Source organism: Pseudoalteromonas sp. JC3 (genome assembly GCF_030291895.1).
In the GTDB taxonomy this organism is placed as follows: Bacteria; Pseudomonadota; Gammaproteobacteria; order Enterobacterales; family Alteromonadaceae; genus Pseudoalteromonas.
Map to the genome: position 1 here is coordinate 461,000 of NZ_CP127856.1, position 12,756 is coordinate 473,755.

Here is a 12,756-nt window from a genome sequence, read left to right on the forward strand (position 1 = left end):
AGTGGCAAAATATTAGTCTAACTTTAATGGTGCTACTACGAACAGTATGGAACGGTTTATGAAAACAAGATTACTTAGTCTAATGCTGGCAGGATTGACAGCCGCCGGATGTTCAACATTAACCCCAGAGCAACAAGAAAAGCTCGATGATATGTCTAATTGCGAGAAACTTAATACGCTTCTAAGTGCATCATCCACAGGGTTTTCAGCGCTTAAAGGTGCTGAAGTCGGCGCAAAGTTAATTAACTCTTGGCAGGCTAAGGCACATTTAGTTGGCAATAAATGCCAAATTATAGAAAGCGCTAGTGGAAAATCAAAATATACCTGTTCTGAGCAGTTCAAAGAGTACGAAAACGCAGTAAAAATCCATAACTATGCACAGAGTGTAGTAAGGCAATGTTTAGATCACTCTTGGGCTGGTGATAGCCAAAAGAGTGGCCAGCTAATGCGTACGGACATTACTTCGCCGAGCTCTACTAGCAAAATTGCAATTGAACTGGGCAAAGGCCTCGATAAAGTCTCGCCATGGATAGTTTCGTTTAATGTGACTGAAAAATAAATACAAAATACGGAGAAGTGTTGTGCTTCTTCTGCCCTATCCCACCCTAGGATTCCTCGTTTGCAATCCCCTTGACTTTGTCTGTTTAAGCGTTAATAAATTTTTCATTGTTGCTTTACTCGATTCTAATGTCGCTTCGCGTGGCGTCTTTTATATAAAAATAGTGAATAGTAATTGTGGTGTAACGCGATACAAATTTAGAAAAAATAAGCTGTATGTATTTTGAGCGGAGTTGGGATCTGCAACAGTCTGTATTTAATTGATGCTGATTGTGCATTTCTTTGGTTTTTTGTGTTAATAAAAAAGCTTGTTTATTAAGAAAAGGTAGCGTTTAATTCAGGTGCTATTTTTGTTGTTGGCGCTAAATTAACTACTATTTTTAAAGGAATTAAGATGAACACATTAATAAAGCTTTCAGCTCTATCCTTCTCTGTTGCTATGCTTAGCACTCCTGCTTCTGCTAATGAACAAGCTAAGCCATTCGAGTATACAGTAAATGGCAGTGTATATGTGATCCCCGCTTCTCAAGCTAAGAATTTAGATGAGATAATTGCGCTAATAGAAACTAATAACGATGTTTCAGGTTATGACGTTACTGAGACTAAATTAGCGAAAACTGAGAGCACTGAAATTGCCAGTGATTTTTCAACGCTAGCTGGTGGTAACTTACGTGTTTATAGTGAACTCAATACGGGGTATTTAAATGATTTTGACCAAGCATTTACTTACACTTGTCCAAGTAATATGTTTATTAAATCAATTTCAAGCTACCATCAAGATAAACAAGAAGACAGACGTTTTAGCTTAGTCTGTGCAAAATTTACAACGGATAGCGGTAGTCGCATTTATCGTAAAACGACAAAGTGGAGCGGTTACGTAAATTCATACGACCAAGCGTTTAACTTTGTTTGTCCTAATGGTCAATTCTTTGTCGGAATGTCAAGTCGTCACGATAATGGTACAGAAGACCGTTTGTTTAACTTTAATTGCGCATCTATGGCAACCTCTAGCGCAGGCGCTGCACTATTCGCTGAATCATGTATTACAACACAATACACAGGCTACGACCAACCTTGGACATTAGGTGGTAATGGTGCAATCATCGGCATGTCAAGTCGCCATGATAACAGAACGGAAGACCGTCAAACTGCAGTGAGTTACTGCTCAGCTGCGAGTGATTGGTAATAACTTCCTTTAGAGTAGGGTTGATACCCTACTCTCATGTCAGAATTTGGTCATTTCATTGTCATACAAAAGTCGCACACTCATAATGTAATTAGTTAGCGGATTTAAGAGTTATCGTGACCAAACCGAATATTTTTCTCATCAATTTAGATTCTTGCACTGATAGACTCAAGGAATCTACTTTCCAGTTTGATAAGTTCTCACTACCCTTTGAAAGGATAAGCGCTGTAAAAGGCGCAGAGCTGAGCGCAGACGTTTTAGATACGAGCTATTGTAAGTTAAAAAACGCTAAGCAATATTTTCGCCCTTTAACCTTGGGTGAAATAGGTTGTTATCTAAGTCATATCAAAGCACTTGAAAAAATTGTTGAGTTAAAACTACCCTACGCCTTTATTTTTGAAGATGATTTTCAGCTCCACGACGACTTAGCACATATTGACCAACAGATTGCTTCATTGCCATTTGGTTGGGATATGATCAAGCTATTCCAATCTCCGAAGAACAAACGCACTCCGATTGCAAGCTTTCCGCTAAATAAATCGTTATCGCTATTTATGCAAAATAAAGTGCCCGCGGGAACCGTCGCTCAGCTTGTAAGTTTTGAGGGGGCGAAGAAAATATTATCTAAGTCAACTCCTTTCGGCAGACCGATTGATATTGATTATCAACATTTTTGGGAAAAACAGCTCAGTGTTTTTGTAATGAGCCCTTGTCCTGTTAGCCATGGTGAAAAGTTTGCGAGTACCATAGATAGAGCTCCAAGTGTTACAGGAGCAAAGCGGTATTTTTGGCGTAAACAATTGCTTCAGATAAATAAGTTTATAAAAAACAAGTTTTATCGCGGGCTGGTTCTCAAACGCTATCAGCAACACTTCTAGTTATATGATGCGAAAGCCGCTGTACGCCTTTTGAACAATGGGTTTTATACTTGTACGGAATAGAGAAAAATTCGTGTTAAAAGTGTAATTTATGGGAAGACTTCTGAAAAAGATGTGCTAGTATCTAAGATTATTGCAATAAGTTTAACTTTTTGCTTAAACCATTAATAATAACAACGTTGAGGGAGCACAGACGTGTCTATAGAAATCAACTTTGAACTCTCTGATTCAGATCTTGAACACTTCCGTGGAATGATGAAAGCTGCTATTGAGAAAAGTGGCGATGTGAGTGATGCCGAAATTATAGCTAAAGCGCGTAATTTAGTGGCAACGATGGAAAAATCCAACCTTCCTGAATTTGTAAGCACTCGTCTAATTTCGTTACAAACGCTAATTGACGCAGTGTTAGACGAAGAATGGCAAATGCCTGAAGATGAAAAGCGTGAGATCATGGCTTCTCTTGCTTACTTCAGTGAGCCTGAAGACATCGTTCCAGATCATATCCCAGTATTGGGCTATGTCGATGATGCGATTATGATTGAACTTGTGTTACAAGAACTGTCGCTAGATTTAAAAGCATACCGTGAATTCTGTGGCTTTAGAGCTACTGAAGAAGCAAGACGTGGTGATAATGCTAAGGTCGATCGTGAAAGCTGGCTTGCGGGCACACGCTCTCAGATCCGTTCTTCTATGCGTAGAAGTCGTTCTAAAAACCGTTCACGCTTCTTTTCTCGCATTATGTAAGTTAAGTAGCTCTAAGCTTAGCTAATTGCTTTTTAGCTTAGGGCTGTGGACTATAAAAGGGCTGATAATCATCAGCCCTTTTTGATTGCCATTATTTTATTTCATTTGGGTGAGAAACCCCCATCCACGCTTTATAAAGTAACGCTTGCTCGCTTGATGGGTTAGGTGTAAATGTTATCTTTTTAGGCTTATCATGGTCGCGGTCAAGCTTGATTTTCGTATTCATCAACTTATCACGACGGATAAAATCTACCGTGATTGTTTGACCTGGCTTGAAGTTTTCTAAGCTCGCTTTTAAATCTTTACGAACATGGTGCTTATCAAATGCAACGATAAGGTCGCCTGCTGTTAGCCCCGCTTGCCATGCATTTCCATCTCGAGCTACATGCGTCAGCTCCAGTAATTCACCCTTTTGTCTTGCCATACCATCTAAGCCTGCGATCATTTTAGCCGACTCTGGATAATCATAAACAAGTCCGACTTTGTCGAATAACTTGTCAAAGTCTATGTTCGCTGGTGTATCAACATATTCATTCCACCAAGTATTGTAGTCTTGACCGGTAAGCGCTTTTAGGATGTTTTTAACATCTTCACTGGTGAAGCTATTTGGCAATTTATGCTGTTGGTAAAGCGCTTTATGAACGTCACGGTAGCTAATTTTTCCGTTTGACTTCTCGAGTAAATCGATATCAAGTGCCATGGACACCAACGCACCTTCTGAATAGATATTGGTGCTGTAATTTATCCCATGATCGCCACCTTGATTGATCCATTTATCAAAGCTCGTTGCAGCAACCGACTGAACATGACGACCAGGAGTTTTCAAATGACGATTAACACGCTTAGTCAGCATTTTCAGATATTCGTCATTGGTGGTGATCCCTGCACTTAGCAGCAAATAATCCTCAAAGTAGCTGGTTGAGCCTTCAGCTAGCCACAACAAATCCGTGTAATTTGGTGCGACGTAATCATAAGGAACCATGCCTGCTGGACGATAGTTTTTGACATTCCACGTGTGGATGAATTCATGTGCGGCTGTAGAGATAAAACCAATGTAGTCATCTCTTTCTTTAAAACTGTCTCTATGTCTTTGAATAATCGTCGAGTTTAAGTGCTCTGTTGCCCCTCGTGCACCGCTGGTTGCATGCACCATAAAGACATAACGGTCATAAGGATAATCGTGCCAAATGAGCGTGCCGGTTTGAACGAGTTTTTTAAGATCGGCTAGCATTTGGTCAACGTCATAGTTGCCCTCGCCCCAAATAACTAATTCATATTTGCGGCCATCTACCTCAAATTTATGCAGCTGATTAAAACCAGTTTCAATAGGAGAATCTAACAATATGTCATAGTTATCGGCTTTGAAACTGTGTTTTGAATCGGCAAAGTCCATACCAGAGACAGAGCGCCAGCCTTTAGGTACATTGAGTTCAACAGAAACAGGCTGTGATCTGAAAGATTCACTAAACATCAAAAAGCCAGATGCATCGATAAACGCGTGGGTGTCATCTATGTGTCTGGCTCGAAGACCTAACTCATTGGCATAAACCTGATAGTTAACCGTCAGCTCGGTAGGCTCGCTAAGGTGTACGCGCCATGTGTTTTTATCAATTTTTTCCCATTTTTGTGATTGCCCGCTTTGAGATTTGGCGTCAAAAAAGCGTACGCCGTTGGCTAAATCCAATATCTCGTAGCGACCTGTACGCCAATCTGGAAGTTGTACATCAATGCTTGATTGTGAGGATTTTGGAAATTTAACTTCTACTTCCGCAAGGTGATGCTGCGGTTGTGTAATTGAAATACGGTAGTCAACGTCAGCATAAGCACTAAATGTTGCTGCACATGCTAAGGCAATAAGGCTTTTTTTCATTATTTTTGTATCGGTAATTCGAGATAAAATCAATTTACCAAATCAGCGACTTACACGCTAAGTAATATCGATGAGTAAACAGCAAACTCCGATACATTACCACGTTAAATTTCCGCGCATAACAGCGTAATTTGTTGTAGACTTGGTAACTAAGAGATTATTTTATGATTGGAAATCTGTGACTGACAATGCCTTAATGCTCGAGCAGAAATTAAAGCAAGCCATAGAGGCTAGAAAAACGCTTGAGGATGCAAGAAAACAACAAGTAGAACTCCTTACTCAGTTTGCTGCAAAGTTATCCTTAGCCTGCAAAGGGCAAGATGTTTCACTTGATAATCAGTTAGCTAAATTTCGTATTGCACTTAATAAAGGCGTCGATTTTGAGCTGCTTGTGCCTTTTATCGATGGAATTTCCGAGCCGCTAAAGTCACAAGAAGTGACCAATTCAAATAATCAAAAAGCATTGCAAACGGCAATTCAGCAAAGCGGAAAGTTACTGCAGAAGCTCAAGGGATTACCAGATGAGTCGCGCAGAAAGTTGCGTCATTTATTGGATGTAGAACTTGAAGATATCAACTCTACTAATGCTTACATCCCCGCGTTAGAGTCTTTGGTTTCTATCTACCATACGGTTTTACAATCAAAAGTAGAAATTACAGAAGAAACATCTCATAGCCACCACCCAGAACTAGCTGCTGAACTTCAAGCTTTGATCAACGAATTAATTTTCGAAGATGAAGTAATAGAAAAGGTTAAAGAGATCCGCGCAAGCGTTGCGGAAAACAACAGTTTAGATAATCTATATTCAGCAGCGACAGAAATCATTAAAATTATTGCGCAAACGATTGCCAAAGAGCGCCAATCCGCACAAGGTTTTTTGGTTTCACTGAATCAAACACTGGAAGAGCTACATCGCTCTATTGTTGAAACAACGGCGCGTTCAAAATCAACATCTAAAGAACTACAGTCGTTAAACAATAAAATAGAACTAAAAATTCAAAACTTAAATCAGCAAACCCAAAACGCCAGCTCAATAACTGAGCTTAAAGCCTTGGTCGACAACGAGTTGAAACTACTGAGTGCTGATTTGATAGAGCGTGAAAAGCTCGAAAAAAATGAACGAGAGGCGCTGCTTGACTCGTTTGATGCAATTAATAATCGTATTAACACCTTAGAGTCCAAAGTTTCAAATTATAAAAAACGACTCAGCGAACAAAAGTTCAAAAGCCTATTGGATAGCTTAACTAAGTTACCAAATAGAGCTGCTTTCGATGAGCGTCTAACCCATGAAATGCACCTATTTGAGATAAACGACTCAGATGTGACGCTGGTTGTTATCGACGTTGATCACTTTAAATCTATCAACGACCGTTATGGTCATAGTGCGGGCGACAAAACATTGCAAGTGATCGCACGAGCCCTTAAAAAGTCTATTAGGAAAAGCGATTTTATCGCACGCTACGGCGGTGAGGAATTTGTTTTGCTAATGCCAGGTATGCCGCTGACTCATGCGCAAAAACCGCTTGAAAAAGTAAGGCAAGTCATTAAATCTATACCATTCAAATTTAAAGAAAAAGAAGTCGAAATTACGATTTCTCTCGGTGCTACTCAGTTTGTCAAAGGGGACACTGCGTTGAGTGCTTTTGACCGAGCTGATGCAGCGCTTTATGAAGCGAAGAATAGCGGGCGAGATAGATTGTGTTTTAAGTAAATAGAGTTAACTTGGGTAAAAGCTGAGTTGCGAGACATTATACTCGTCCCTGCTTTGTTCAGTTATACCAATTCGCTGCGCATTACAAACAAGGAGTAAGCCTATGCAAGTAGAGCTAAACCCAACTGGGGTTCTTAACTTATTATCAAGATTGGAAGTCGATTTACTTCAGCAGTCAACCACAAGTGAGAGATATAGGCTTTTTAGAAATTGTGCATTGGCGGTATTGAATGTAGGTAGTCATACCGATTCCAGCTCTGAAATCTACGATAAATACGAAGATTTTGATATTCAGCTACTCGCACGCGAGCGAGGAATAAAAATTGCGTTAAGCAATCCCCCCGAGTCAGCTTTTGTTGATGGTCAAATAATTACCGGTATCCATGAGCACATATTTTCCGTGATCCGCGACATACTTTTTATTTGTCAAAAATATCACGGTGAAAATAAATCGCCGGTAGAAATTACCCATATGGTTTTTGACATGCTGCGTAACGCTGATGCGCTTGAAGTGAATAAAGACCCTAACATGATTGTCTGTTGGGGCGGCCATTCAATTAATGAAGTTGAATACAAATACACCAAGGAAGTGGGTTATCAACTCGGTCTTCGCGGCCTAAACATTTGTACTGGTTGTGGACCGGGTGCAATGAAAGGCCCGATGAAGGGGGCAACAATTGGCCATGCTAAGCAACGGATCTCGAATAACCGTTATTTAGGCCTTACCGAACCCAGTATTATAGCCGCTGAACCGCCTAACCCAATTGTTAATGAATTAGTGATTTTGCCTGATATTGAAAAGCGTCTTGAAGCTTTTATCCGTATTGCGCATGGCATCATTATTTTCCCAGGTGGTGCTGGAACAGCTGAAGAGCTGCTTTATTTACTGGGTATTTTGTTACATCCAGAAAATGAAAAGCAATGCTTACCTGTGATCTTAACTGGCCCTAAAGAGTCAGCGGCATATTTTGAAGAACTCAGTGCTTTCATTGAAAAAACACTCGGGAAAGAAGCTCTGTCTAAGTTTGAAATTATCGTAGACAATCCAGAGCTAGTAGCCAAAAAGCTCAAACAGTCGATGGCAACGGTGCGCGAGTATCGTAAGTCTGAAGGTGATGCCTATTACTTTAATTGGACTTTAAAGATTGAAAATGATTTTCAGCACCCATTTGCACCAACGCATGAAAATATGTCGGGCTTAGACTTACACCTAGAGCAACCAAAACAATTACTGGCTGCTAACTTAAGACGTGCTTTTTCTGGTATTGTTGCCGGTAACGTGAAGGATGAAGGTATTACAGCAATTAAACAGCATGGTCCGTATGAATTAAGTGGTGATAAATCACTGATGGCCGATATGGATAAGCTGTTGGGTGCATTTGTAGCTCAGGGGAGAATGAAGCTACCTGGGAGCAAATATATACCGTGTTATAAAATTAAAGCTTAGAGTGAATGAATAATTTGTTGCTAATAGATGCGCTTAACCTTATCAGACGCATCTATGCTGTTAATGAACCAAAAGGTACTAAAGAACAAGAGGCCCATATAAAGGCCTCTTGTCTTCGTGTAGAACAAGCGACTCGTAGCTTGTTACGCAAAACGGGGGCGACACACGCAGTTGCTGTCTTTGATGGTGATAAAAGTTGGCGTTATCACTTTTACCCAAAATATAAAATAAGCCGTCAACCTATGCCCGAATTTCTAAATCAGAACCTCGACAAGTTTTCACAAGCGTTCGCAAGTGTTGGTGTTAAATCATTTAATCCCGAACATGATGAAGCTGACGATGTGATAGCGACGCTTGCCTGTAAAGCCGCAGCTGCCAATGTTAACTGCACGATAGTATCGACTGATAAAGGCTTCTTACCCCTGATAAATGATGCTATCTCTGTGTACGACTACTTTAAAAAGTCGATAATTTCGCTCGAAGATATCAAAAGTCGATTTTCTGTCACCCAAAGCAAGCTCGAAATGTTTTGGGCGTTAAGTGGCGACAAGACGAACGATATTCCAGGTGTTGTTGGGGTTGGTATCAAGACGGCGCAAGAGCTACTCGCAAAGCATGACGACTTTGAAAGTATGCTAAAAGATGAGACAGTAAAGCTTGCTGCAAAAGCAAAATTAGAGGCCGGAGCAAGCGACTATGTTACCAGCCTTGCGCTAGTGACTCTAAGAAGAGATATTGAAATTGGCTTTAGTTTGAAGGATATACGAGTGGTTTGAAGGGACTTTTGATTGGCAATGTATTACATCGTCGCTAAGCGCTAGGCGAATGTAGATGACTTTGATATATTGCATACAAGCGTATCTCAGTTTTTGCAGGTACAAGGTCCGTTTTACCCATTCTTTATTGAGCAGTTAGATGATTAGGAAAATACTACAGTACATATTTCTTGGCCTTGCGGTTTACGTTACTGTGGTGTTTCTCGTGATCAATTATTATAAAGATGACCCGCAAGCGATGATTTGGCAGGACCGAGAAGCGTTTAACAATCGTTTCATTCGTAATCTTAGCCTTGAAAAGCCGACTGAGTTAGACACAGTATTGGATACCTTGGGCAGCCCGGATCTAACGTATGTAAAGAAAAAACAAGACAATACGGTTGTACAAATTGTGTTTTATCGCACTCAGCTTGTAAAACCAGATGGTATTACTACGGAAGATGAATGCACCGGATTATTGTTTGAAAATGGCATATTAAAGCTTTGGGGACCAGGTGCTCGGGTCACATTTGATAAAGTGTGATACCAATTAGATTAATCTTCCAACCAATTTGAAGGGTAAAATACCATATTAGCTTCGTTAACAACGCCTCATTTAGAACAACTAAATAGCAATGTTTTTGCCTTGCTAAGAAAGCTATTTTACCGTTTTAAAATAGACCGTTTACTTAATAAAATTGGTAAAGATAGATGGATGCAAGGATAGTTACTAGTAAAACGCTGTTCGCGATAGCCCAAGGTACACACAAAGTATTACGTCTTTATTATCACAAAGAGAAGTGGTCCTCTATTTACCCTACCCTAGTTAAACTTGCACAGCTTTACATGGACTGTTATGAGTCCTCGCCAAGTAGCATGCATGGGCAGCTTGGACTGTATTCACAAAACTTGGGTTACAACACTAATCTGGTCATGAATCAAAATGTGTTGGTTTGTATGGCTTGCCATCACTTAAAGTTTTCTCGTGCAGTAACCGAAGAGCTATTGCTCGCAAGCTTTGCGGACTATTTATGCGTAGCGAGAGAAAGCGATCAACTCGCAGCAGGTAAAAAGTTAGACGCACAGCAAGATAAGCTTTGGAAAGTTCGCCATCAATTGGCTGTACAAATACTGAGTGATGGGCAAACACCTAACTTGCAATGTTTGCGAATTTTATCTCGCCTTTCAAACTATGACAGCAAGCTAGTGGCTCCTACCCCTCAGCGCTTTAATGACCATGCTTCTTTGATTGTTGCAATTGCTCACCGACTAGCAAGCTTAATAACGCCAACACACAAGCAAAATTGCGTGGCTTTAGACAGAGCGATTAAGCTTCTTTATTGCAAACTCAGTTATGCTTTTGCATTAAAAGTGCTGAGTGCAATTGCAGGGGCATTTGTTAATCATCCTGCGGGGTTGCTGTGCGAGATTAAAGGCGAAGAGGGCTTTTTGGTGATACAAAGCAACAGTGAAAAAATAATTGCTGTTGTTGAACATGGGCAAACCAAAAAGCTGGCGAAGGCCAACCGTAAATTCCAGTTTCACTGTGGTTTGACTGCAACCACAGATGCAAAGTTACTTTACAATATTTGGGACCGAGCTGCTGAACCAGCAGTACTTCCTTTTGGTTCTGAACATTTACATCTACTAGAAACAGTAAAAGCCTTATCTCACAGTCAATTTCAAAGTATTCGTGCACTTGAAAAGCTGATTTGCGAGTTCGATTCAGTGTCAAGTGCATTGCAGATCGCAGCAAAGCAGTATAACCGTGAAAATCTAAAAGCCGCATCGGTTAGGCACTCTCTCGCCATGGTAGGACTTGATGCTGCTGGATTACTGGCGCAGCGAGTGTTGCTTGAGCAGATCATAGCCAATCATAAGCTTCCTTTCACAGAAGATATCGTGCACAAATATGGCGTAATTAGTCAAATTATCGCCTTATATGTTGGTGAAAGTTATGGTGAGCAATTTGAGCGTTTATTGTCGCCATTTGCAGCGGTTATTGTATTTTTAGTGACTAAACAAGGGGTAGAGATCCAACATGCCACTGCACTCCACTCTCGTGAGTATTCGGAGGAACTAGTATCAATTGCCAACCTATTTGGGATCCGAGCGATAGCAAAAGATAAATACCTAGACTTTAATCTGCAGTACTTTGAAAAAAGTATTCTTCATAAGGCAATGCTAGATAGCGAAACGTTAAAAAAGTCTCAGACCAATGCGCAGTGTAAACTGTTCATTTTTATTAAACTTATTGCACTTAAAGTGATATCACCCACCTTCGTGTTAACTGCATGGCAAAAACAATTAGTCGATGACGTATTAGCTGAAAGTCGTTTTGTTACCGCACAAAAGTTTGATGTAGCGCTACTAGAGGCCGGATTTTACTCATCTATTGCCTGATATTTATTCTATAAATACTATCAATAACAAGCATAAATCATATGTATGTCATTTTTTCATTCCATACTGGAATAAGACCAAATTAATTGCTATAAAACGCGGCTTAAACAAGCGAACGTACACCTTTGTTAATTTCTACTAAACTTAGTCTGCAATTCTTCTTGGGTGTATTCCAACTTTTGATAAAGGAAAAAACATGGCACAGCAAACCATCACAGTTATCCGTGGCGACGGCATTGGCCCTAGCATCATCGATTCAGCAATCGAGATCTTAAAAGCCGTAGGTTGCGACTATGAATACGAGTACGTAGACGCAGGTTTGGCTGCTTTAGAAAAAACAGGTGAATTACTTCCAGCAGCAACGCTAGAAGCAATTGAGCGTAACAAAATCACGCTAAAGGGCCCACTAACTACACCTGTTGGCGAAGGTTTCACTTCAATCAACGTGACATTGCGTAAGCATTTTGGCCTTTACGCAAACGTTCGTCCAGTTAAGTCATTTGAAGGTACTAAAGCACGTTACGATGATATTGATATCATTACCGTACGTGAAAACACGCAAGGTATGTACTCAGGTCTTGGTCAAGTTGTTTCTGAAGATGGTAATGAAGCGGAAGCAATGTCAAAGATCACTCGCGAAGGTGCTGAAAAGATCGTAACTTTCGCATATGAGTTAGCACAGCGTGAAGGTCGTAAGAAAGTAACTGCGGTTCACAAAGCGAACATCCTAAAATCAACTTCAGGTCTATTCCTTAAAGTTGCTCGTGAGGTTGGTGAGCGTTACCCTGAAATTGAATCAGCAGAAATGATCGTTGATGCGACTTGTATGAAACTAGTAATGACACCTGAAGAGTTTGATGTGATCGTAACAACAAACCTATTCGGTGACATCCTTTCTGATCTTTGTGCAGGTCTTGTCGGTGGTCTTGGTATGGCACCAGGTGCAAACATTGGTACTGATGCTGCAATCTTTGAAGCAGTTCACGGTAGCGCACCAGATATCGCAGGCAAAAACCTTGCAAACCCAACTTCTGTTATTTTAGCTTCAATTCAAATGCTTGAGTATTTAGGCGAAGCTGATAAAGCGGAAAAAATCCGCAGTGCAGTAGCTGACGTTATTAAGAGCGGTGACCGTACTACGCGCGATCTTGGTGGTAGCCACGGCACTACCGATTTCACACAGGCGGTAATTGAGCGTCTTTAA

Annotated in this window: 11 protein-coding genes; 10 read left to right on the forward strand and 1 reads right to left on the reverse strand. The window is 40.5% G+C overall.

From position 1 onward, the window contains the following. Positions 1–58: 58 nt before the first annotated feature. The 4 genes from QSH61_RS20800 (at position 59) to QSH61_RS20815 (ending at position 3,366) form a co-directional block, all read left to right on the forward strand. Positions 59–559 carry a hypothetical protein gene (locus tag QSH61_RS20800; protein ID WP_206471332.1) on the forward strand — a complete coding sequence of 167 codons (501 nt, stop codon included), beginning with the start codon at positions 59–61 and terminating at the stop codon, positions 557–559. Positions 560–952: 393 nt separating this feature from the next. Beyond that, on the forward strand, positions 953–1,744 hold the full coding sequence (locus tag QSH61_RS20805) for a dermatopontin-like protein (protein WP_206471333.1): 792 nt from the start codon (positions 953–955) through the stop codon (positions 1,742–1,744). A gap of 116 nt (positions 1,745–1,860) precedes the next feature. Beyond that, the gene (locus tag QSH61_RS20810) at positions 1,861–2,622 is read left to right on the forward strand and encodes a glycosyltransferase family 25 protein (protein WP_206471334.1); all 762 of its coding nucleotides are present in this window, start codon (positions 1,861–1,863) and stop codon (positions 2,620–2,622) included. Between the two features lie 195 nt (positions 2,623–2,817). After that, complete coding sequence (locus tag QSH61_RS20815) at positions 2,818–3,366, forward strand: YkvA family protein (protein ID WP_010605483.1); 549 nt, start codon at positions 2,818–2,820, stop codon at positions 3,364–3,366. 91 nt (positions 3,367–3,457) lie between these two features. Here the strand turns inward: QSH61_RS20815 and QSH61_RS20820 are convergent, their stop codons facing one another. Further along, positions 3,458–5,236 (reverse strand): M61 family metallopeptidase, encoded by a 1,779-nt coding sequence (locus QSH61_RS20820; RefSeq protein WP_206471335.1) that lies wholly within the window; start codon positions 5,234–5,236, stop codon positions 3,458–3,460. 178 nt (positions 5,237–5,414) lie between these two features. Here QSH61_RS20820 and QSH61_RS20825 point away from each other — a divergent pair, with 178 nt between their 5' ends. The 6 genes from QSH61_RS20825 to QSH61_RS20850 all read left to right on the forward strand — a co-directional run bounded on the left by QSH61_RS20825 (position 5,415) and on the right by QSH61_RS20850 (position 12,756). Then, entirely contained in the window at positions 5,415–6,947 is a 1,533-nt protein-coding gene (locus QSH61_RS20825) for a GGDEF domain-containing protein (RefSeq protein ID WP_102058101.1), read from the forward strand. Positions 6,948–7,050: 103 nt separating this feature from the next. Then, positions 7,051–8,394, forward strand: a complete 1,344-nt coding sequence (gene ppnN, locus QSH61_RS20830) for a nucleotide 5'-monophosphate nucleosidase PpnN (protein WP_206471336.1) — start codon at positions 7,051–7,053, stop codon at positions 8,392–8,394. Positions 8,395–8,399: 5 nt separating this feature from the next. Next, positions 8,400–9,170 (forward strand): flap endonuclease Xni, encoded by a 771-nt coding sequence (gene xni / locus QSH61_RS20835; protein WP_206471337.1) that lies wholly within the window; start codon positions 8,400–8,402, stop codon positions 9,168–9,170. A gap of 139 nt (positions 9,171–9,309) precedes the next feature. Next, entirely contained in the window at positions 9,310–9,693 is a 384-nt protein-coding gene (locus tag QSH61_RS20840; RefSeq protein WP_010605488.1) for a DUF3192 domain-containing protein, read from the forward strand. Between the two features lie 167 nt (positions 9,694–9,860). Then, positions 9,861–11,552: a hypothetical protein gene (locus tag QSH61_RS20845; protein ID WP_206471338.1), complete on the forward strand. Its 1,692-nt coding sequence runs from the start codon at positions 9,861–9,863 to the stop codon at positions 11,550–11,552. A gap of 196 nt (positions 11,553–11,748) precedes the next feature. Further along, the gene (locus QSH61_RS20850; RefSeq protein WP_010377116.1) at positions 11,749–12,756 is read left to right on the forward strand and encodes an isocitrate dehydrogenase; all 1,008 of its coding nucleotides are present in this window, start codon (positions 11,749–11,751) and stop codon (positions 12,754–12,756) included.

Excerpts from the sequence above, each read along its gene's own strand:
- xni (WP_206471337.1), top strand. The coding sequence starts at position 8,400 with ATGAATAATTTGTTGCTAATAGATGCGCTTAACCTTATCAGACGCATC.
- QSH61_RS20820 (WP_206471335.1), bottom strand. The coding sequence starts at position 5,236 with ATGAAAAAAAGCCTTATTGCCTTAGCATGTGCAGCAACATTTAGTGCT.
- QSH61_RS20840 (WP_010605488.1), top strand. The coding sequence starts at position 9,310 with ATGATTAGGAAAATACTACAGTACATATTTCTTGGCCTTGCGGTTTAC.
- QSH61_RS20800 (WP_206471332.1), top strand. The coding sequence starts at position 59 with ATGAAAACAAGATTACTTAGTCTAATGCTGGCAGGATTGACAGCCGCC.
- QSH61_RS20805 (WP_206471333.1), top strand. The coding sequence starts at position 953 with ATGAACACATTAATAAAGCTTTCAGCTCTATCCTTCTCTGTTGCTATG.
- QSH61_RS20845 (WP_206471338.1), top strand. The coding sequence starts at position 9,861 with ATGGATGCAAGGATAGTTACTAGTAAAACGCTGTTCGCGATAGCCCAA.
- QSH61_RS20850 (WP_010377116.1), top strand. The coding sequence starts at position 11,749 with ATGGCACAGCAAACCATCACAGTTATCCGTGGCGACGGCATTGGCCCT.
- ppnN (WP_206471336.1), top strand. The coding sequence starts at position 7,051 with ATGCAAGTAGAGCTAAACCCAACTGGGGTTCTTAACTTATTATCAAGA.